Origin of the sequence: Ohtaekwangia sp. (genome assembly GCF_036786105.1) — a bacterium.
Classification (GTDB): Bacteria; Bacteroidota; Bacteroidia; order Cytophagales; family Cyclobacteriaceae; genus Ohtaekwangia.
This window is the reverse complement of sequence record NZ_DAIQRQ010000058.1, coordinates 12,663-33,922: the sequence shown is the minus strand read 5'-3', so window position 1 is coordinate 33,922 and position 21,260 is coordinate 12,663. Positions and strand designations below refer to the sequence as shown.

Sequence of the window (21,260 nt, the reverse complement as noted above, 5' to 3'; positions counted from 1 at the left end):
GTAAGCAACGGCCAATGGACGGTTTGACTCATGGCAATTTCAAAAAAGAGTAGACGGACAATTAAATACAAAGGACAAGATTTTCTTTGGTGGCTTGACAATGATTTTGATGGGATCGGAAATATGTTGAGTGTGAGTATTGCATCAGAGGACAAGAAATTCTTAATAAAACATTTTGCTGTCCATAATAATCCTGCAGAAGGTTACTTGTCAGTAGTCGGACAATACTTTCCTGGAGTAGAAACAAAGACGGGAAACTCCGTGAAGTTAAGTTGCCTAGATTTTTCAGATTCGTTTGTTGACAACGCTGTAACTCCAAGGACAATTAAGAAAATCTTGGATTGGTGCTTTGGCCGCAGCCTAAAACAAAAGCTATAAGTCATGGCGGCACTTTGGATGATCAATTTTTATATTTGGTGTGCTGCCACACCTTATAGCCTACGTTGTAGGCAATGTGGCCGGGACAATTCGGATAAAAATGAAAACAGCTTCTGAGCAAAAGTTTGACAGCATCATAAAAGCATTTCACAGGCGACTCAAACCACTTGGGTTTAAGAAAAAAGGAAATAATTTCTTTTTAGAAAAATCAGGTTTCGGACAGCATATCAATTTTCAAAAAAGTGCTTGGCGGTCTAAGAACGACATTTCATTCACAATAAATATAGGTGTCTTTCTTCCAAGTTTTTGGGTAACACTTGACCATAATGCTGGTAAGCCAATTCCTGAATTTCCAAGCGAGGCACAATGCATTCTAAGACGGAGAATTGGAGAACTAATGAACGATCTTGACACATGGTGGGATGTAAACGAAAAAACAAATTTAGAGGAGTTGACTTCACGACAACTTTCACTTCTTGACAAAGTGATCTTACCTCACTTTGATTTCATGCAGACAATTGACAACGTCAAAGAATTGGTAAACCGACAACCTTATTCTGGCATTCCTCCCTACGAGAAAATGATTGCATTAGGAGAACTTGGAGACTACAAAAATGCACAAGTCGAGTACGACAAATTGAAACATGAATTTAGGCGTGATAAAGAATGGCTTAACACTTTGGACAACTACGCAAAGAAGTACCGATTGAAATGAGATACATATACATTCTATTGATTCTGACAATTTGCTCTTGCACAAAGAGCATGACGACCAATTATACATCGGAGAGTTATACTTCAATGCATTTCAATTAGGCAGTTACTACAATTTAGACGACAGCACGCGGATAAAGTTTGAGTATTCGATGGACACGATAGATTTAAGCAAAGCCGACAGCTCTCAACTAAAATTCATTGCGCTTTATAAAAAAATTAAAAACGAAGGACTGTTGTACAAACCTTTTCATTGACTTGAGACTAAACGACTCTTCATATGCAAAGCTATACTTAGACTCTTCTGATTACGATAGAATAAAGGTTCATAAATGGCGAGATCTTTTGGACAATCAAAAAAAAGTTATCATTTGGGGACGAACAAAAGAGATAGGCAGACTGGACTCCCCACTTCTTTATTGCACAGAGCTCGTTGACGTTGAAGTAACAGACGGACAGACATTTCCTGAGAGACAAGGAAAATTTAAGATTAATGACTACGAATAACGCGGGACAAGAGCCAGCCGCCAACAAAATGTATAATCTATGATGCTGATAGGAAGACATTTTTTTATTTTGTTAGGGCCACGGCTTACACATAAACGTTGGCAGCAATACCATTTAGAGAAGATGATTTTCAGAACAACTCTTATAGCACTAGCGCTCCTGGCAAGTTTGACTTCTTTCGGACAACCATTGACTCGGCTGCTGCTGCCAACAAAAGTTATAAGTCATGGCGGCACATTAGACGATTAATTTTTATATTTTGGTGTGCCGCCACGCTTTATAGCCAAACGTGGTGGCTCATTTTTACTGACAGTTATGTTTACAGCGACAGAGAATAAATGGAAAGACTTCGGAGGAAACATAAACATCTATGATGATTTAGTAGATGAAGACATCGCTGATATACTGACGACTCGCGACATACATACAATTCAGTTTTATCAATTCAAAAAACCGAAACCTGAAACATTCAAGGTTTTAAACGACAAGCTTTTTTCAAAAAGACCGGATATTTTACTTTCTATTTTTTGGTATGACCCATTGGACTGGAAGTTTATGGACTACATACCCAATGTTAAAAATCTTAAAATCCAGAGTTTTTTAACTAAAGACTTTTCGGCCCTCAGGCAAAAAAGTGATTTGATTCAACTGTTGATTTCCGAGACAAAGAGTTCCGCAGTTGACATCGGTTTCATTTCAGAATTTAAAGATTTAAAGACCCTTTCAGTTGATGGAATGAAGAAAGGGATTTCCAAAATTGAGTCACTAAACAATATTGAAAATCTGAACCTGAGGGGTGTAAAACTCAAGGACTTGAATTTCATAAAGAACTTCAGGCGATTGAGATTAATCAAGTTGATGTTCGGGCATTATGATGACTTAAGCATTCTGAATCAATTGCCAAGCTTAGTTTACATTGGACTTAGCAGAGTTAGGGGAGTTGAGGATTATCGTTTTTTGATAGACCAGCAGACTATTGAGTTTCTTCATTTTGAGGGAATGAGTCGGATTGAGATATTACCTAGTTTGACAGGGACAAAGTCTCTAAAGAAGATTGACATTGAGAACATGGCAAGATTATCAGACCTGAAAGGGTTAAGTGACGCGAACAGTTTAGAAGAATTTGTACTTACATTTCCTGAAAATGTAAACAGACAGCTGGCTCGAAAAGTATTAACTCAAGCAATTGATATTTTGGTAAATCTACCTCAAATCAAAAGGACAAATATTTTGCAGTGGACCGACTGGATCGACACCAGTAAACTAAAAGAGAAAGGGTTGAGCAAGTACGACACGCGTGAATCGAAATGGACATACAACCGTGAAGGAGGATGGACATTGTAATAACGAGCCACAACAAAATGTATAATTCATGGCAGCTGATAAGGAGGATATTTTTTTATTTTACTCAGCGCCACGGCTTATACATAAATGTTGAGCGCAAGGCCATTGGACGATTTGTAGCATGAAAACATTAGGACGAATTATTATTCTATCACTTACCGTATTCCTGCTTGACTGTGGACTGATGCCTCCTAGACGTCAGTATAGTAAAGAAGCCAAACGACAAATTATTCCCGGAGAATTACTGAATACACATTAGACCCTTGAGTCTTGAGATACTATTTTCAATTGGTAGCTAATGTAATGCGTTGCCAAATGCAATTATAATTGCAAAGAATTCGAAAAATATACTCTTTGTGAGGGACTATATCAGACACAATTTTATTTGTGCAAACGGAACTTTCTAAACGCACTGAATTATTGGGGTGGGCTCCTAAATTCGCTCACACAAGATGCATGAAAAGTTAACTTAAATCTGGGATGTTGTTTTAGTTATATTGGACTATACTTTTGAAGTCATAAAAAAAGTAATGATGACAAAAGTGTTTACGATAGTAGTGTCATTTTCACTGATACTATAGTATTGTCAGGGTGCGGCAATGCAAACAAGGAGATAAGATTAAACGACTCATCTGTTAAAGTTCGTGAAGTTCCGATCAGCGCAAAGCGTGATGCTGAAATGTTATCCTATAGTGGCACTATCGTGGCAGACAATCGCGTGGCCCTTTCCTTTCAGGTCCCCGGTCAAATAACAAAAGTCTATGTCGAGGAAGGGCAACACGTTGCAAGTGACCAATTGCTTGCCGAAGCCACTCTAGAACAAGTAAAAGACAATTTTTCGCGACTGAAGGCCTTGCATGAAAGTGGCAAAAGTCACTTTTTTTCAGGGCCTTAAACTGTCTTCTGTAACAGTTTTTCATTGTTGGGGCCAGCATTGGGTGGCCATTACCCGGACATATCTGAAGAATCAGGCGAGGTTGACCATAAGCTTGCAGCTTATAGCAATTGCCTGGTGGTTCACATCTTAAGTTAAATACTATGCTTCAAGTATGCCTTTTGCAAGCACTCGTTCACCTTGGAGGACATGATCTTCGCATACTTGTCTCCATACATAATGCCTATATGTGTTCCTGGAGTCTGATGTAATTCCAAGCTTCCGGTAACATAGGGTTTCCATCCCATATAAGGGGCATCTATCGTTACTACTTCGGCTTCTTCGGACTTAAATAACACGACATCACCGGTATATATTTCCGGCTTGTACGATCTTTTTCTTGCATTTGATTTGTCAACTTGCGCAGGGCCAACTATGCTCTTCAGACTCTTGGCGATAAACTTGTATTTTTCACTCCAGGATATAGTTCGGAATCGATGAGTATAGATCATTAGTTTTTTCGGATAAAACCAAAATGATGTTTTAGGAATTACGGTAGATCGTTCAAATGTCTCAAAGAGAATCAATAACCCCGTAGTCTGTCCTCGTGCTCTCAGCATCTGTGCCATCTCATAGGCGACAAGGCCATGGAGGCAGTAACCTGCCAGAAAATAGGGGCCTTCGGGTTGGCATTCGATCAACTCACTCAAATATTTTTCTGCTGCCTCTTTTACATCGTCATCGTATAAAGGATCAAAGCAATAGAACGGTTGATCATCACCCAGGTGACGAATTACATTTTGATAAAGTAGTCCGCTGGGAATAGCAAAGACCGCAGGCTTGGAGCCTGTGGTTCGAATGGACTTTAAGTATTTCCATCTTGGCGTGGTATCTACGTTGCCTGCGCGATCACCTATACCTCCCGTTCTTTCGAGAAGTTCAGCCTGTTGCTTAATGGTTGGATTCTCAAGAATTGTACGATAGGTAAATGTTCGGTTAAACTCATCCTTGATTTGGGTGTTCACCAAGGTCATCATTAACGAATCTCCACCGAGATCAAAAAAGTTATCGTGAATCCCGATAGATGCTACTCCAAGATTCCTGGACCATATCTTTTTCAGTTTTTTTTCCGTCTCAGTGAAGGGAGCTACATATGTATTGAGAAGTTCAGGTTTCTTAAGATCTGTTTTACTCAGTGATAGCCTGTCGATTTTGCCGGCAGTATTAACAGGAATTTTATCCATCATCACCAAAAGTGATGGAATCATATAGTTGGGCAAGCGTTGTCGTAAAAAGTCAAGCAATTCAGTATATAGATTTGATTGTTGTTGATGAGGTGCGATAAACGCTACAAGCTTTTGTTGATCCGCTGCCTGCTCTTGAACAATCACACAACATTCCTTTACATTTTTGTGTTGAAGTAACGAATTTTCAACTTCTGCTAATTCGATACGAAATCCTCTGATCTTTACCTGATGGTCTTTTCTTCCAATCAATTCAATGTTCCCGTCAGGCAGATACCTGGCCAGATCACCGGAACGATATAAAATAGTGTCGTTATTTTTTGTGAAAGGGTTGACGATGAAACTATGCTTACTCATGTCGGGGAGATTCAGGTAGCCTCTTGCTACGCAATCCCCGGAAATACACATCTCACCAATTACTCCTAATGGCAGTTCATTGAGATGCTCATCCACTATATAGATCGTTGTATTTGACAGCGGCTTTCCTATAGGTATACGAGCAAGCGTAGCGACAGCCTGATCTATTCTGTATTCTGTAACATTCGATGAACATTCTGTAGAACCGTAGAGGTTCAGCAAAGGAATGTTCGGGAAAGTGGTTGTCCATTCTTTGGCTAGGGCAGAACTAATCGGTTCGGCACTGGTTGTAGCTATACGCAATGTTGTCCATGATTTGTCACTTCTCTTCGCTTGTTCCACTATACCTTTGTAAAGGGATGGTGTTGCCAGAAAGTACGATACGTTATGAGACAGGAGTTTGTGCCATAGTTGCACAGGGTCAATTGAATCTTCGTGTGAAAGAATAACGGTAGGTATACCTTTCAACAAGGCGCCAAAGAACTCCCACGTAGAAGCTACCAGCGTATAGGACTTATGCCATACGGCTACATCCGTTGCTTGAAAAGGATAACTATTCCACATCCAGTTCAACCGGTTAACAACAGACTTGCGTGTAATCATCACACCTTTGGGTTTTCCGGTGGAAGAAGATGTATACACAATGTTTATCAAATCGTCTGGCCCGGCCGGTGGTAGAGCTGATTGATCAACCTGGGAGGGAGGTGCATTTAGAATTTCATGCAAAAAGATTTTTTTTCCGGTGTAGTTGTCGCCAACTTTCGGTAATTGTTTTGATTCGATAAGAAAAGCAGGCCTGGCAGCTTGCAATATTTCGTTGCTTCTTGAAGCAGGATGAAGAGGATTCAAAGGAATATAGACGGCACATACCTTAACGATGGCCAGTATAACAGCGGCCGTATCGATGGACTTTTCTAGATACAGTCCTACCAAAGTACTTTTTGTTATACCGGTCAGTAGGAGCTGCGATGTGAGGTGGTTCACCTTTTCATTTAACTCACGATAGCAGATAGAAGTATCCTCAAAAATATAGGCAACCTGAGAAGGTGTACGCTCGGCCTGTTCGCGAAACATGCTATACAAGTCCTGATCATTTTTGTGGTGTATGGTCTGCTGCCTGAACTCGTATAGTTTGCTTTTTTCCTCCGGGTGCAATAATTCAAGGCTTGAAACAGCAGCGTTCGGATTTTGGATTATGCTTGTTACCAGTGTGCTGAAATTTGCCAGCATTCGCCTGATTGTATCGCTGCTGAAATGATCATTATGATACTTTGCTGTGAGTATAATTTGCCCGTTATTTTGACCAACGTCCAGCGATAGCATATATTTCGTAAAACCGGTATCAAGTCTGGTTGTTGTGATTTTGAGATCATCATCTTGCCATGACCAGGAAGCATCCTGCTGGCCGAACATCGTTTGAAATATAGGGGCTGTGCTGCCATTACGGGTTGAAGCCACATGCTGTAACATCTGACTGAACGGATAAACACCATGTGCTCGTCCTTCACGCACAGTCTCTGAAACCAGGGTCAATAAATCGCGAAAGGACGATGTCTCATGAAAAGAAATACGAAGTGGTATAACATTTTCAAAGTTGCCCTTCATGTGATCTTCTCCGGGATTATTCCGATTGACTATAGGCATGCCTACGATTATTTCTTTTTGACCGCTATATCGATACAAGAAGATATAGTATGCCGTCAGCAATGCATCAAACCAACCGGAACTTGAAACAGATTTGAGAGCATTGGTAATAGAAGTGTCTAATGTTACGTGGGCAGAGTTCCCACGGTAGCCTGGAGAAGAATTGGGTTGAGAGTCGAGCGATAACGAGAGTATAGGAAGTTCTCCCTGAAGTTTCGATTTCCAATAGGTTTCATCGTTGGTGTATTCTTTGCTGACAGGCGGGAGATAATGCCCCCTTTTAGGGCCTGAAAAATTGCCCGTACCCTCGGAAAGTGCTTTATATACTTCTGTGATTTCCTTTATCAGGAGATCTATAGTTTTTTGATCAGCTACGATCTCATGCCAGGTAAAAAGGATATTATATTCATTCCCCGAAAGCTTAAATATATGGACGCGAAAAACGCTTTCGGTGATGTTTGTTACTTCCGATACTATCTTTTGTGCTAATTGCTTGATTCGCTGCTGTTGGTTGTCAGGTGCTATTGCGGATAGATCTCTAACAACCACTTCTTCATGGGATGTTTTAAATGTCTGCTCTGTGCAGCCTTTAATCTCAGTAAATCGGGCATTGGTAAAAACATTGTTACTAGTAACAATGTTTACAGCAGCCAGTAATAACGGACAATCTATATTACCATTGACGTATGCTAGTGACTGATGTGTACAATACGGAATTTCAGGTTCCAATTTCCAGAGCAACCATAATCGTTGCTGCATCGAAGTAATCGGATACGAACTACGCAGCGGTAGTTCATGCTCGTTTATGGATTCTTCGATTTCTGACAATAAGGTTGGGGCGGATTTCTTTCGGGATTCCTGGGAGGTTAGGTCTTTGTGAAGCATAGAGTATAACGATGTATTTGAAACAGGGTATGAATACGTGCAACGAATAATTATTTATTGGAATAAGATACCAGTTTTTTTCTGAATCTTCGATATTAATTTGATAATAAAATTAAACATAATCAGAATGGAGATCTGTTATGCCGACATAAATGCAGTTTCGCGTGATCGGATTATATACGATGTGTTAAGCCCGGATGAAATTTCGGTTGGAAAGCGGTTTCAAACGCAGCATCTCCCAGATCATTACTATTCCTCTAAATATATAGCGCGGCTTGGCAGGTAAATATCTTGACGAACCAGCTGGTTCCATTGAGATATTGAAGACGGCAGAAGGAAAGCCCTACTTGGGTGATGGCAATGCACTACATTTTAATGTGAGCCATAGTCGTAACATGTTTGTTCTGACTTTCAGTGATTCGCCCGTTGGAATTTGATATTGAATTTGCACGCGAGTTACCGGAGCTCAACAGCGTTGCTTCCAATATTTGTTCGGAGAATGAATATATTTATTTTAATCAACTTTCTACTCAGGACTAACACCGGTACTTTTTTAAACTCTGGAGTGCAAAAAGAATCTTTCCTGAAATTAATAGGCTCGGGATTACAAAAAGAGCCAAAAGATATAGCTATAGACAATCACGAGGATCTTCTTGGTAAAGGAGTAGTGAACATCCAGCATGAAGGAATTATAGCATATTGTACACCGCTAGATTTTAGCGTAGTCGATTTCCATTGCTTTGTTTGTTCACAAAATCCTGACAATCAATGGAAGTTGGTTGATGTTGTCCAGGAGGATATTTTATGATTGATGTGAAATTTAATTCCGGATATTCCAGAGTATCCCCTTCACGTGTGCACTAAGATTTTGATAGTCCCTCTTGAGTATATAAGTTCCGAGTTTCTTAGGGGTTGCAAGAAAGATGAAGAACAAAAGTGCAAGAACGAAAGATCTACCTTTTGCATTTCTCCTCATATACAGGATTCTGTTGCGCGAATGATAATAGGTTTTAAGTGGACTGTTATTACCCACGGAAATTGATTCTTTGTGGTAAATTTTCGAAGTGCCAACGAAATATACTTTAAAGCCCGCAGTCTTGGCCTGTACCGTCCAATCGTGTTCTTCATAGTAAAGAAAGTATATTTCAGGTAAACCTCCGATTGCATCGATCACAGCGCGTGATGCCATCAGGCATGCACCATGTCCATAGTCAGTTTCTCGAACCTCGTCATACTGCCCCTTATCGATCTCCAGGTATCCGATCCTTTTTCCTCGTCCCAACACCGGATGTGCTCTTACAGACCCGACATATTGAATGCGTTCATCCCTGTTAAAGTATATTATTTTCGGTGATACTAGGCCTGCGTCAGGCTTCTGCTGAAATGTTCTTACCAAGGGTTCCAGAAAACCGGGTGTCACTTCTGTATCATTATTAATAAGTAGGATATAGTCACCCTTTGCTGCGCGTATAGCCACATTGTTGCCCCCGGCAAATCCAAGATTTTGATGAGTAAACATCAGGTTTATCGACGGGAATTCAATTTGCAAATCCGCGATACTGGAATCCTTGGAACCATTATCGACCACAATAACTTCAAATGCAGGATACGTAATACTTTTCAATGACGCTAAAAATTCCCGCGTCACATTTGTCTGATTGAAGTTGACGGTAATTATTGAAACTAAAGGATAAGAAGCACTGAGCAACATAGGCTAACTTGGGATGATACTTGAAAGTATAAAAAACTCTTTCTTCTTCATAAAAGAACTGAGTAAAATAATCTGTAGATAACGGTTTACATGTATCCTCCAACACCGAGTTGCATCAAATCCCAGATGTGGTTATGTAACATGGGCGTTGTGATATGCGTGACCAGCCAAAGTTATCTGAGGACTTGAACTTCGCCTTGGTTTCGAATGCCTTGATTGCTACGCTCGTTTTCCGGTCAAATGGTGGCAGAATTGGGAGGTCACGTGATCTGAAATTGATGGCCAGGACAAGACTGAAAAAGATGGTCCACCACTTCGGATTCTTCAGTCAAGAGAGAGGGCAGTGGCAACGTTAAATATCGATTGGAGTATTACCTTTTTCCGCCGAACAAGAAGGCTCCTGTATTCGTCTTCGCTTAATGTAAACAAGCCCTGCATGAGAGGCTTGGCGACAAGAGGGTAGTTGCATAATGACATGAGATTGAGCATAAAATCTTCAACCGTGATGGGGTAAAGCAAACCAGACTTAATTGCTTGGTCAATCTGATATTGTATAGTCTCGCTGATTTTAAGTTTTTTAAGATCATTTGGAAAGAGCTGAATTGTTTTCTCAGGATTCTTTGCCAGTTCACTGACTATGAAATTTTGTAGATATGGATAGTCTATGTTCTGCTCGATGATTATATCAATAAATTCACTGACTTTCGCAAAAAGTGATTTCTTTGATGAGAATACATCCACGAGCTCTTGACGCTTTGCTGTTATTGCTTCTTGAAGCACTTTCTCAAAAAGTAAATTGCTGCGTCTAAAATAATAATTGATCATGGCTCGACTGATACCTGCCTCCTTTGCGATTTCAATGGTTGTCGCATGAATATGTCCTTTCTGAAAGAAGATACGTTTAGCCGTTTCTTTAATCTGACCTTCGGTCTGTAAATCAAATGAAGCCATTTATTTAAGTTTATTAAGGTAGCCAAATTGATGAGTTGCGTTGAATCGATTTTATGTCGTTGAACGCCATGCCCATACCTACCCGTTGTTCCCATAATGGCGATGCCCAGGTTTGATAATATGGGGTGGTAATTTTCTTTCCGCGCTTCATTGCTTGCGCCTAGCCACATACGATAACGGAAAAACACAAGGCCGGCTATATATACTAAGATGAGCAAGATGCGCCCGGATGTTTGAGTAGAAATTCTCATGCTGGATTCTGTAAAAATTACAGGTATATATAGAGGCAAGGAATCTTATCAATTCAATAGAGAGATTAATGGGAGGAATCGCAGACTTGTAACGCACCCCTGAGCCACGTGGTCCAGATCCCTCTTACATTAATCAAATGGTTATGCAGCTGAACTGAATTCAGCCAAACCCAGTTTCATTTCTTTTCTAGTTAGGTGTTACCCGTAAATATTTGATTCGCCACCATCGATGGCAATTGTCTGTCCACTAACATAGGAAGCATCTTCACTTAACAAGAAAGCCACAACTTTTGCAACCTCATGAGGCCGTCCCAATCGTTTTGTTGGGTTGCGTTGCGCAAAATCTGACTCTGCTTTTTTCGGATCATCCGGATTCATCTGTTTGAAGGCTTCGGCCGCCATCGGTGTGAGAATCACTCCGGGTGCAATTGCATTCGTAACAATGCCGTCACGACCGTACTCAAGCGCGGCGTTTTTCGTCATGCCACTAACTCCGTGTTTGCTAGCTACGTAAGCCACCTGATTCATTAGGCCTCTCAATCCTCCAACTGATGCCACGTTAACAATCCTGCCATACTTCTGTTGTTGCATTACAGGAATGACATACCGCATACCGAAATATACACCAAGTACGTTGATGTCGAGTACTCGTTTGAAAACGCTGATATCGTATTCTGTCATTGGCGCTTGACGTCCTTCAATCCCTGCGTTGTTATATAAGCCATCGATTCTTTGGAATGTTTTCACGGCTTCATCCACATATTTTTGAACATCTGCATCTTTAGACGCATCCCCAACAACAGGTACAATCCTCACAGAGGGAAACTCCTTCTTCAAATCCTTTACTGCAGCTTCCAAAGACTTTTCATTGAAGTCGACCAAGGTCAGATTTGCGCCACGACTCGCCAACTCCTTCGCAGTTGCAAGGCCGAGACCCATAGCAGCCCCCGTGATAATTATTGATTTATTTTCTAAGCTCATAAAATTGAATTTGAGTGAACATCATTTTTGTGTCAGGTGAACAATTACTCAGCTTGTTTTACAAACTATACTTCAGCGGAAATTTTTACTTCTTCGCTAACAAGTACGCCATCTGTCTCGAGCGCAGCGTTCCAAGTCAAGTCAAATCTTTTCGGTTGATTTGATTGACCATCATGCTCAAATCAGATAATTCCTAGTGCGTTATTTTTGCAAGTAACGAACCGGCTTGCATTTCCTTGACGTTTGGCTTGAGTGCTTGAATCGCCTGACAAAGGTTGCTGTTAAATAACGATTGAGGAAGGTGGTTTCTTCGGAAGAACTGGGCAAAAGGTCGGTTTTTATATCTTCGTTTATTCAGATACTTGTTTTAAACTCCTTAGGAGAAATTCCCACAACACGCTTAAAATACTTTCCAAAAAAGGACTGGTCGCTGAAGTTCAATAAATTAGCGATTTGGGCAATGCTATACTCCGGTTTCTTCAATAACAATTTGCTTTCAAGAATGACGAAGTCGTCAATGATTTGCCCGGCACTTTTGCCGTTTATCTCCTTCACCGTTTCTGTCAGGTATTTTGGGGTCACATGCAAGGCATCGGCATAGAAGCCAACCGTGCGTTCCTGGCGAAAATGAGTGGAGACGAGCGTTGCAAAACGGATCACAAGTTCTTCCTTGCGGGTCATGTTCCGGATGAGGGGTGGTGAATACTTCTGCCTTTGCGCGCCAATTTCATAGAGGAAAGCCAGGAAGATATGATTCAGTTGCTCTTTGCCAAAAGGCCTGTCGGTTTGTCTGCAGCGTTCGAATAAATCCTCGATATTCCGTTCAACGACTACAGCATCGGAATGTTCAAGACTCCAGTTGGGTTGGTATTGGGAACTAAAGTATTCCAACAGGTCATGGGAGTGTTTGGGCAAGCCGGTCTGATTCAGAAAATGTATTGTAAAAGTAACAGACATCGCCCTTGCATTTGGTGAGGCACCGATCAATTGCTTAATCGCGTTGGGCGCTGCAACAACAAGTCCATTTTTCTCCAAGGTAAATGGCCGAAGATTAACGGACATGTCTACCGATCCTTCGGTTACCAGCATGAGGGCAAAGTGATCCGAGCGAAAATGTTGTCCCCAAAAGTCGAAAACTGAAAATTCAGTTATATGGCTAATGCCCAATTCGTCATGGGTAACGGTGACCTGTGCTTGTGAAAGCAATTCACCCTGTGTGAGAACCAGCGTTGGAGAAGTCTTAGCCATCTGGATGGGCAGCAATTCAAGACCATCAATATATAAAGAAGAATTCACTTCAACCGACTTTTGAGCTAATAATCAACCTCATTTAGTGATTTTCTCATATTCCTCAAGTTTTAGTCAGGGCGGAACACTTCAACTCTGCAACCGAAGTATTTTTTGTCACCGCTCATCATCGGTGCCGGGAATATGCTTTCAAGACCACGCGTTCGTGCGTCAATGCCTCTATCTGCAATTATAAACATCCCTTTCCTGCCCGTTACTTACCATCCTATCGGGTTAATTTTTCAAACCGACTTTTCGACCAGTTCTTCCGATGTCGCAACCTTCCTGCAAAGTACGGCTCTATAGACCTTTGTTCATTCGCTGGTCACTGATCAAGAGCATCGAATAAAGTTAAAAACGAAATAATTAACTCTTAAAATGATATGAAACATGGTCTGACTATTGCCGTGGCGATTGCCGTGGCGACATCACTTATCGCTTGTAAACAAGAAGAAGCGGCACCACCGCCTAAACCAGTACAGGTTAATTTACTTGAAATCAAGCGTGACAATCAAGCTCAGGAATTTACCTATTCAGGAACCATCGATCCGGAGAACACGGCGTTGGTATCGTTTGCTGTGCCGGGGGTAATTGAGAACGTAGCCGTTGAGGAAGGGCAGCCCGTAAAGCAAGGACAACTGCTGGCCGGCATCGATGACACGGAATACCGCAATGCCCTTTTTATTGCGGAAGCCGCACTAACGCAAGCAGAAGATATGTACAACCGCCTGAGCGGTTTGTATAGCAAAGGAAGCTTGCCCGAAAAAGATTTTATCGACATACAGACAAAAGTGGCGCAAGCCCGGGCCAACAAAGAAATCAATGTCAAGCATATCAAAGACAGTAGGCTCACCGCACCATTCACCGGAATCATCTCCAGGAAAATGATCGAGCGGGGAAGTACCGCGGCGCCTGGTATTCCGGCATTTCAAATTGTAAAAACAGACCAGGTTTACGCCCGAATTGCCGTGCCTGAAGGGCAGGTTGGTGAGGTGCTAAAGGGTATGGCATCGGGCGTTTTTGTTAAAACATTAAATCAAACCTTCAATGGAAACATTACCATCATCAATCCGCAAGCTGATCCGGTGGCAAAAACCTACGATGTAAAAGTAAAGCTTGACAATGCTTCCGGAAGATTGTTACCAGGAATGATCGCCGATGTTACGATTCACACCGGCAAAAAAGTAGAGGTGATAATCATACCTGCGAAAGCGATTGTTCGCGATGCGGATGGTATTGCTTATGTCTTTACAGCGAATAAAGAAGGCACGGCACTTCGTAAACGGGTAGAAGTAAAAGCTATTACGGGAGAGAATGAACTCATTGTGACGGGTTTGAACCTTGGTGATAAAATCGTCATAGCGGGGCAATCACGTCTGAAGGAAGGAATGCCACTGACAGCCAGCCTATAATCAATAATAAATAGAAAGCATGAACAATCACAGAATGAATATTATTGAGGCGGCCATGAAGTACCGGCAGGTTACGCTGGTCCTCGTGAGCCTGCTATTACTGTTTGGAGTTTACTCCCTGTTAAATATGCCCAGGGCAGAAAATCCAAAAATCGATATGCCGGTGGCAATGGTGTACGCATTCTATCCGGGTGCTGACGAGCTTCAAATGGAAAAGCAAGTGACTGATAAGGTAGAACAATACCTGTTCTCGTTCGAGGAGGTGGAGAAAAACAAAACCACTACTCAGGTAAAAGACGGACAAATGTTTATCACGGTGCAATTGTACACGTGGGTCAAAGACAGAAAGAAATTCTGGAGCACACTACAGCATGGCCTGAATATTCTTTCACATCAGGAACTTCCGAAAGGCGTGATTGGTCCCGTGGTGGATAGCAATTTTGGTGAAGTGGTTGCACAGATCATCACCGTGTCATCAGACAAGCGCAGTTACAGCGAAATTCAGGAATACCTTGAAACGATTGAAGACGGATTGAAGACCATCCCCGAGGTATCAAAAATCAACCGAAGAGGAGGCCAGCGACAGCAGATCTATGTTTCAGTAAACGATGCAAAACTGGTACAGTACGGATTTGATCTGGCCACAGTGATCAGGATACTACAGGCTGAAAATATTACCGGCTATTCTGGCGAGGTGACCATTTCATCGAATACGATTCCTGTATTTACCAACAGCCAATACAAAACAATCGAGGATGTGGCCAACCAGATTATCTACACAAGTCCTGCGGGAATTGTGGTCCGGTTGAAGGATGTCGCTACCGTTGAGAGAAGATTCGAAGAGCCTTCATCGTTTATCCGGATAGGAGAAGACAAAGTTATGATGCTGGCTATTGAGATGCAGCCAGGTAACAATATTGTGCACTTTGGAGAAAAGGTGGAAAAGAGATTGGAAGAAATCAAAAAGGAGCTTCCGGAAGATCTCAAGATCCAAGTCATTGTAAACCAGCCTGAAGTGGTAGCCGAGCGCATGGCGCACTTCATGAAGGAGTTTGGCATTGCCATTGGAGCGGTAATCCTGGTGATCATTTTCTTGCTGCCGATCCGGGTGGCGTTGGTGGCATCGGTAGCGGCCCCCGTTTCAATCATTATAACCTTCGGCATCGTCAACATTGTCGGAATCGAATTGCATCAGGTAACGCTGGCCGCGCTTATTATTGTGCTGGGCATGGTGGTAGACAATGCCATTGTTGTTGTTGATAACTATATCGAAAAGCTGGACGAAGGCATCACGCCGTGGACGGCTGCATGGCAGGCAGCAAAGCAGCTTTCGGTCCCGATCTTTACAGCGACCATTGCCATCATTTTTGCATTTGCTCCGCTCTCGTTTTTCCTTTCGGGCATACCAAAGGAGTTTATTCAGGCTTTGCCCGTCACCGTAGCCATTGCGTTGTTTGTTTCGATGTTTGTTGCACTGTTCCTCACACCACTGACCTGTTACTTATTTATTAAAAAGGGTCTGAAGCACCATATTGGCGATCGTCCACCGAGAAAAAACCTTCTTGATTATTTGCAGCACGGATTTAATGTGGGAGTTGAGTGGGCTTTCCGCTGGCCCAAGGTTACCATTGGCGTTGCCGTTGTTTCGATTGCCGTTGCGCTGGTACTTGCCGGCAAGGTAAGCCAGGAATTTTTCCCGCTGAGCGAGAGCAAACAATTCAACGCAGAGATATGGATGCCCAACGGAACATCGCTTTCCGAAACAGAGGCAGTGGTCAAGAAAGTCGAGAAGGAATTACTCAGCGATAGCCGCGTGGTCAATATAGCCAGCTTCGTGGGCACCAGCTCGCCGCGTTTTCACATTACCTATGCACCGGAGGTACCCAGACGCCATTACGCACAGGTGTTTGTGACAACCACCGGAACGCAGGCTTCCAATGACATGGTGAAAGAATATCTTCCGCGATTCGAGGGATTCGTGTCGGATGGGACAGTTCGTCTCCGTCAGCTAAGCATGCAGGAAGGGTCACCCATTGCCATACGTATCATCGGCGACAACCTCAACGATCAGAAGCGAGTAGCAGAGCAGATAAAAGAGATTCTCAGGAATGCGAAAGGAACCAACTGGGTTCGTACCGATTATGAAGATGATTATGTCGGTGTACGACTGGCCATCAAAGAGGACGTTGCTTCGCGGCTTGGTATCACCCATGAGGCGATCACACAAACTCTTGGTGCAGGACTAAAGGGATTTGCCGTGTCTCAATTGTGGGAAGGTGATGAACCGGTAGATATATACCTTCGACTGGATGCCAGCGACAGAGATAACCTAAAGGATATTGAAAATCTTCACTTGTCCACACTGTTTGGAACGAAAGTGCTTTTGAGAGAAGTGGCCACGTTGGAACCATCGTGGCATACCGGGGTTATCGCACACCGGAATGGTCTTCGCACGCTCACGGTGCTATCGGAAGCGCAATTGGGTATACGGGCATCGGATATTCTGAAATCTGTACAACCCGAAGTCGACAAACTTCAATTGCCTGACGGCATTACCATTGCCTATGGAGGTGACGCGGAAACATCGGCCGAGAACAGCCCCCGCATGGGAAAAGCACTTGGGACAAGTCTTATTCTGATCCTTATCACCTTATTGTTCCAATTCAAAACGACCGGCAAAACACTGATCGTTCTGGCGACCTTTCCGCTGAGTTTGTTAGGTGCATTCTTTGGTCTGTATGCCACGGGCAATCCCCTCGGATTCACCGCCTTCATGGGTATCATCAGCCTGATCGGCATTGTGGTACGAAATGGGATTATATTGGTGGACTATGCCGATGAACTTGTTCGTGATCACCACTATTCCACCAAAGCCGCTGCGTTGGCTGCCGCCAAGAGACGGATGCGGCCGATCTTTTTAACATCCGCTGCAGCGGCCGTAGGCGTGGTGCCAATGATCCTGGGGAAATCACCACTCTGGGCTCCCATGGGCAGTGTGCTGGCCTTCGGACTGATTGTATCCATGGTGCTTACGCTTTTTGTGATACCGCTGCTCTATTTCCTCTTTGTTCGACCTGAAGTGCAGGAACAGCCCGTTGCCGATGCAGAGGTCCCGATACAATACAAACCGACACATGAAGTGCACACTGTTCTGTGAAAAAGAAATTCAGATTAGAAAGAAACACACATGAAAACAAAAAACTTTCGCAGCGTAGTGATTACTACGCTGATGTGCCATGCCTTGATCACCTCGTATGCACAGGAAAATTACAGTTTGGAAAACTGTAAGAGAATTGCTCTGGAAAACAATAAAAAAATAAAAGCGAGTAAAAATGAAATAGAAGCTTCGCTTGCCTTTCATAAGGCGGTTGCTGCAGAAGCATTGCCAAAATTGGATGGCTCGGTTACAGGGGTTCATTTGGGAGATCCCCTGGGTGGCGCCTTCAATGGCATGATTCCTAACCAGTTTGGAATTGGATCCGTTACCCTGACACAGCCGGTTTATGCTGGTGGAAAAATTCGGTATGCCAAGCAATCGGCAGCAAAGGGGATAGCGATACAAGAGGAACGAAAAAATATTGTGACTGCCGATCTTCTGGCGGATGTGGAGAAAGCGTACTGGCAGGTGGTTCAGGTAAATGAAAAGATCGTTTTGGCCAAACGTTTTAAGGAAATGTTGCTCTCCCTGCATCACGATTTGCAAAACTCCTTTGAGGCGGGTCTCATTTACAAAAATGATTTGCTGCGCGTTGAAGTCACACTGAACGAAGCGGAATTGAACCTGGTCAAAGCAAATGATGGACTCGTGATGGCAAAACTGAATCTGGCACAAATCCTGGGAAATGCCGGTAACACAGAATTTACACTGTCCGATTCGGTGACCGGCAATTTTACTGAACTGCCGTCCCTGAGTTACATATCAGCCGATAATCGCCCGGAAGTTCGTTTGCTCACAAGAGCTGTTGAAGCAGGAGAACTCCAAGGCAAGATGTTGAACGCCGAGCGAAAGCCCGTGTTGGGCGTTTCTTTAAGTGGTGTGGCCGTGAGTGGTAAGGGCGTGAATTTTGAAAACGGGAATAATCACATGACTACCTATTATGGAACGGTGGGTCTTTCTTTTCCGATTTTCGAATGGGGTAAAAGGACCAATAAGGTAAAAGAACAGTCCTTCAAAACTGCTGCCCAACAGCAACGCCTGGAGGATACCAGGGAACTGGTCGATCTTGAAGTTCAAAATGCCTACTTGCAACTCAATCAGGCCGCAAAAAAAGTTAGGCTGTCCGTTCTTTCCCTGGATCAGGCCACTGAAAACTTAAAGCTTGCTGATGACCGCTTCAAGGCAGGTACCATTGTCGGAAAAGATGTGCAGGAAGCGCAAGTGCTCTGGGAACAAGCCTACAGCAGCCTGATCGATGCTAAAATCGAATACAAAGTTAATGAGGTTCTATACCGTAAATCAATTGGTGAATTGACAGAGTGAAAGGAGTAAACCCCTTGGGACTGGTTTTAAGAGCATCTGTAAAACAAAGAGCTGGCAACTGCCGGCTCTTTTTTGTTGGTCTATACGCGCCCTTAAAACAACCGACTTTTTGACTAGCAATGGCGAAATAGATGCCTTCCGGTGCAGACGGTTAGACTGCATCTTTGTGTCATCATTTAAATGGAATTTGAATTCGACATCCTAATCAAAGAGCTCGAATAAGTTGACGCTAACGTGCAGTACCATGTAAAGCCGCTGGCTTACAGGAAGGGAATATCCGATTAAAGCAATTGAAGTATGAAATATATATACGCATCCTTTATCGCCATCTTCATGTTGATGAATCTATCGGTGAACGCGCAAAAACAAGAGCGAAACCATCTCTTTCGCGTATATGAAGATAACGATTTTTTTAACCTGATCGGGAACAACACCGATCGGGCCTATACCAACGGAACCAGGTTCGATTTTTTTCAAAAGGCAAAAACAAAGCAACGTTCTTTTCTGTACAAACTCTGGCCAAAAGCGGGACCGTCCAGCACAAATTTTACTGGTTGGAGCATTGCACAGCTCATGGTCACTCCAAATGACATTAGCGTGGCGAGCTATCAGTCCAACGATTACCGTTACTCGGGTGCACTGTTTGTCGCCCGTTCCTTTTACTCCTATGATCCGGTCAGGAAATTCTCTTTTCAAACGGAAGCTTTGGCCGGCGTTAGAGGGCCCCAAGCCATGGCCAAACAAACACAAACGGTGGTCCATAAAATGATCAATTCTGGAGTGCCACAAGGCTGGAACAATCAGTTGGGAACACAAGCTTTGCTCAACCTCACTTTTACCGCGGAGAGAAACCTGCTCGCATGGAAGCACATTGTTGAGCTCAATGCGGGTGTGCAAGGAAGAGTCGGATCAGCGATGGATGCAGTATTGGTGTACCCGGTGCTGCGCATTGGAAAAATGTCACCCTATTTTAACGGCTACATCGATCAGTTTGGCAGTTATCAGGATCATGGCAAACCGAATAAGATGCAGTATTATCTGATCCTTAAGCCCACGTCATCGTTTGTTGCTTACAACGCCTTGTTGGAGGGCACCCGCAAAGATAGATTTGGCGATAAAGTTCAGGCGAATGAAATACCGCTGGCACACAAGGTGCTGGATGTACAGGGAGGCATCGTGATTGCCTATGGCAACCTGTCGGCCTCTTATTTACTCACGCGCTCGACTGCGTACGAAAAGGGGCTTTATGAGCATCGGTTTGGAACATTAGAGCTTTACTATAAGTGGTAGCTCAACACCGAACGAAACGAAGTATGTCACACGTCCCAATTGTGTTTTCGCAAGGCGATCTTTTAGCGGAGAACGACTCAAGAAAAACCGTATCCTGTGATGGTCTTCAGGTTACTCGTATTCAGGAGTTCGCCAACTTTGAATTCTTGAACGAATATTTTCGCTCCGATCATTTTTCCGTGATGCTGATAATCAAAGGTTCGATGTCTGCTAGTGTCAATTTCCAGGCCTATGCGTTCAACAACAATAGTCTTGTGGTTACAGCGCCCAGTTCCATCAAACAAATTCTAAATGCCTCGCCTGGTTTCGAAGGCATTGTAGTCACGTTCACCGCGAATTTCTTGGCACTTGCTGGTGTAAACAAGCGTGCCTCCGATCTCTTAACCTATTTCAGTTCAAATGGCAATCCCAGCTGGGAACTAAGCCCTGAAGATGCATCGAATATGCTAAGCGTGATGGATCATCTATTCTGGCGGTGTGGCGCCTTTGATGTTCACCGGTATGGCAAGGAACAACTCCACCATACTTTTGCCATATTCTTGTATGAAGTCGCATCCAACAATATTAAATATGGCCAACCACTGATTGACAAGTTGACACGGAAAGAGGACCTGGTAATACGATTTGCTGACCTCGTGTCGAAACATGTGCGCGAGCAGAGGAAAGTTCAGTTTTACGCAGATTGCCTGAACGTCACAGCAAAATACCTGACAGAGACAGTCAAAGAAATAAGTGGCAAGAGTGCTGGTCAGGTAATCGATGATTTCGTCATCGTCGAGTGCAAACTTCTATTGGAGAATCAGGACCATAGCATTGCACAAATTGCTTCTGTTTTGAACTTCGCCAATCCATCTTTCTTTGGCAAATACTTTAAACGCCTTACGGGTCTCTCTCCAAAGGAGTTCAGAACAGACCTTTTTCGATAGGCCGACTTTTAGACCTCTATCTCC

At 43.1% G+C, this 21,260-nt stretch carries 15 protein-coding genes; 10 read left to right on the top strand and 5 right to left on the bottom strand.

Annotation, left to right across the window (positions count from 1 at the left end):
• Window positions 1–30: 30 nt before the first annotated feature.
• From V7Q33_RS18875 to V7Q33_RS23440, 4 genes are all read left to right on the top strand, one after another.
• Window positions 31–378: a hypothetical protein gene (locus V7Q33_RS18875; RefSeq protein WP_333820842.1), complete on the top strand. Its 348-nt coding sequence runs from the start codon at window positions 31–33 to the stop codon at window positions 376–378.
• A 100-nt stretch (window positions 379–478) separates the two neighbouring features.
• On the top strand, window positions 479–1,093 hold the full coding sequence (locus V7Q33_RS18870) for a DUF4304 domain-containing protein (protein ID WP_333820841.1): 615 nt from the start codon (window positions 479–481) through the stop codon (window positions 1,091–1,093).
• Window positions 1,094–1,863: 770 nt separating this feature from the next.
• Window positions 1,864–2,943, top strand: coding sequence for a hypothetical protein (locus V7Q33_RS18865; protein WP_333820840.1), 1,080 nt, complete (start codon window positions 1,864–1,866; stop codon window positions 2,941–2,943).
• 679 nt (window positions 2,944–3,622) lie between these two features.
• The gene (locus V7Q33_RS23440) at window positions 3,623–3,838 is read left to right on the top strand and encodes a biotin/lipoyl-binding protein (RefSeq protein ID WP_442945986.1); all 216 of its coding nucleotides are present in this window, start codon (window positions 3,623–3,625) and stop codon (window positions 3,836–3,838) included.
• 134 nt (window positions 3,839–3,972) lie between these two features.
• Here V7Q33_RS23440 and V7Q33_RS18860 read toward each other — a convergent pair whose 3' ends face one another.
• A complete protein-coding gene (locus tag V7Q33_RS18860) occupies window positions 3,973–7,947 on the bottom strand; it encodes an amino acid adenylation domain-containing protein (RefSeq protein WP_331976714.1) in 3,975 nt (1,324 codons plus the stop codon).
• Window positions 7,948–8,446: 499 nt separating this feature from the next.
• On the opposite strand from V7Q33_RS18860, the gene V7Q33_RS18855 reads away from it, so the two are divergent.
• Window positions 8,447–8,755 (top strand): hypothetical protein, encoded by a 309-nt coding sequence (locus V7Q33_RS18855; RefSeq protein ID WP_333820839.1) that lies wholly within the window; start codon window positions 8,447–8,449, stop codon window positions 8,753–8,755.
• 12 nt (window positions 8,756–8,767) lie between these two features.
• On the opposite strand, the gene V7Q33_RS18850 is transcribed toward V7Q33_RS18855, so the two are convergent.
• The 4 genes from V7Q33_RS18850 to V7Q33_RS18835 all read right to left on the bottom strand — a co-directional run bounded on the left by V7Q33_RS18850 (window position 8,768) and on the right by V7Q33_RS18835 (window position 13,137).
• Window positions 8,768–9,658 carry a glycosyltransferase family 2 protein gene (locus tag V7Q33_RS18850; protein ID WP_333820838.1) on the bottom strand — a complete coding sequence of 297 codons (891 nt, stop codon included), beginning with the start codon at window positions 9,656–9,658 and terminating at the stop codon, window positions 8,768–8,770.
• 324 nt (window positions 9,659–9,982) lie between these two features.
• A complete protein-coding gene (locus V7Q33_RS18845; RefSeq protein WP_333820837.1) occupies window positions 9,983–10,609 on the bottom strand; it encodes a TetR/AcrR family transcriptional regulator in 627 nt (208 codons plus the stop codon).
• A gap of 449 nt (window positions 10,610–11,058) precedes the next feature.
• On the bottom strand, window positions 11,059–11,841 hold the full coding sequence (locus tag V7Q33_RS18840; protein ID WP_333820836.1) for a glucose 1-dehydrogenase: 783 nt from the start codon (window positions 11,839–11,841) through the stop codon (window positions 11,059–11,061).
• 354 nt (window positions 11,842–12,195) lie between these two features.
• A complete protein-coding gene (locus V7Q33_RS18835) occupies window positions 12,196–13,137 on the bottom strand; it encodes a helix-turn-helix domain-containing protein (RefSeq protein WP_333820835.1) in 942 nt (313 codons plus the stop codon).
• 374 nt (window positions 13,138–13,511) lie between these two features.
• Here V7Q33_RS18835 and V7Q33_RS18830 point away from each other — a divergent pair, with 374 nt between their 5' ends.
• From V7Q33_RS18830 to V7Q33_RS18810, 5 genes are all read left to right on the top strand, one after another.
• Complete coding sequence (locus tag V7Q33_RS18830) at window positions 13,512–14,540, top strand: efflux RND transporter periplasmic adaptor subunit (protein WP_333820834.1); 1,029 nt, start codon at window positions 13,512–13,514, stop codon at window positions 14,538–14,540.
• A 19-nt stretch (window positions 14,541–14,559) separates the two neighbouring features.
• A complete protein-coding gene (locus V7Q33_RS18825; RefSeq protein ID WP_333820833.1) occupies window positions 14,560–17,697 on the top strand; it encodes an efflux RND transporter permease subunit in 3,138 nt (1,045 codons plus the stop codon).
• A gap of 30 nt (window positions 17,698–17,727) precedes the next feature.
• Window positions 17,728–19,020 carry a TolC family protein gene (locus tag V7Q33_RS18820; protein WP_331976730.1) on the top strand — a complete coding sequence of 431 codons (1,293 nt, stop codon included), beginning with the start codon at window positions 17,728–17,730 and terminating at the stop codon, window positions 19,018–19,020.
• Window positions 19,021–19,317: 297 nt separating this feature from the next.
• Window positions 19,318–20,310, top strand: coding sequence for a lipid A deacylase LpxR family protein (locus V7Q33_RS18815; RefSeq protein WP_333820832.1), 993 nt, complete (start codon window positions 19,318–19,320; stop codon window positions 20,308–20,310).
• Window positions 20,311–20,333: 23 nt separating this feature from the next.
• Entirely contained in the window at window positions 20,334–21,236 is a 903-nt protein-coding gene (locus tag V7Q33_RS18810) for a helix-turn-helix domain-containing protein (RefSeq protein WP_333820831.1), read from the top strand.
• The last annotated feature ends 24 nt before the right edge of the window (window positions 21,237–21,260 follow it).

Coding starts and splice junctions, on each gene's coding strand:
- V7Q33_RS18875 (WP_333820842.1), top strand. CDS start 31: ATGGCAATTTCAAAAAAGAGTAGACGGACAATTAAATACAAAGGACAA.
- V7Q33_RS18870 (WP_333820841.1), top strand. CDS start 479: ATGAAAACAGCTTCTGAGCAAAAGTTTGACAGCATCATAAAAGCATTT.
- V7Q33_RS23440 (WP_442945986.1), top strand. CDS start 3,623: ATGTTATCCTATAGTGGCACTATCGTGGCAGACAATCGCGTGGCCCTT.
- V7Q33_RS18860 (WP_331976714.1), bottom strand. CDS start 7,947: ATGCTTCACAAAGACCTAACCTCCCAGGAATCCCGAAAGAAATCCGCC.
- V7Q33_RS18855 (WP_333820839.1), top strand. CDS start 8,447: ATGAATATATTTATTTTAATCAACTTTCTACTCAGGACTAACACCGGT.
- V7Q33_RS18850 (WP_333820838.1), bottom strand. CDS start 9,658: ATGTTGCTCAGTGCTTCTTATCCTTTAGTTTCAATAATTACCGTCAAC.
- V7Q33_RS18845 (WP_333820837.1), bottom strand. CDS start 10,609: ATGGCTTCATTTGATTTACAGACCGAAGGTCAGATTAAAGAAACGGCT.
- V7Q33_RS18840 (WP_333820836.1), bottom strand. CDS start 11,841: ATGAGCTTAGAAAATAAATCAATAATTATCACGGGGGCTGCTATGGGT.
- V7Q33_RS18830 (WP_333820834.1), top strand. CDS start 13,512: ATGAAACATGGTCTGACTATTGCCGTGGCGATTGCCGTGGCGACATCA.
- V7Q33_RS18825 (WP_333820833.1), top strand. CDS start 14,560: ATGAACAATCACAGAATGAATATTATTGAGGCGGCCATGAAGTACCGG.
- V7Q33_RS18820 (WP_331976730.1), top strand. CDS start 17,728: ATGAAAACAAAAAACTTTCGCAGCGTAGTGATTACTACGCTGATGTGC.
- V7Q33_RS18815 (WP_333820832.1), top strand. CDS start 19,318: ATGAAATATATATACGCATCCTTTATCGCCATCTTCATGTTGATGAAT.
- V7Q33_RS18810 (WP_333820831.1), top strand. CDS start 20,334: ATGTCACACGTCCCAATTGTGTTTTCGCAAGGCGATCTTTTAGCGGAG.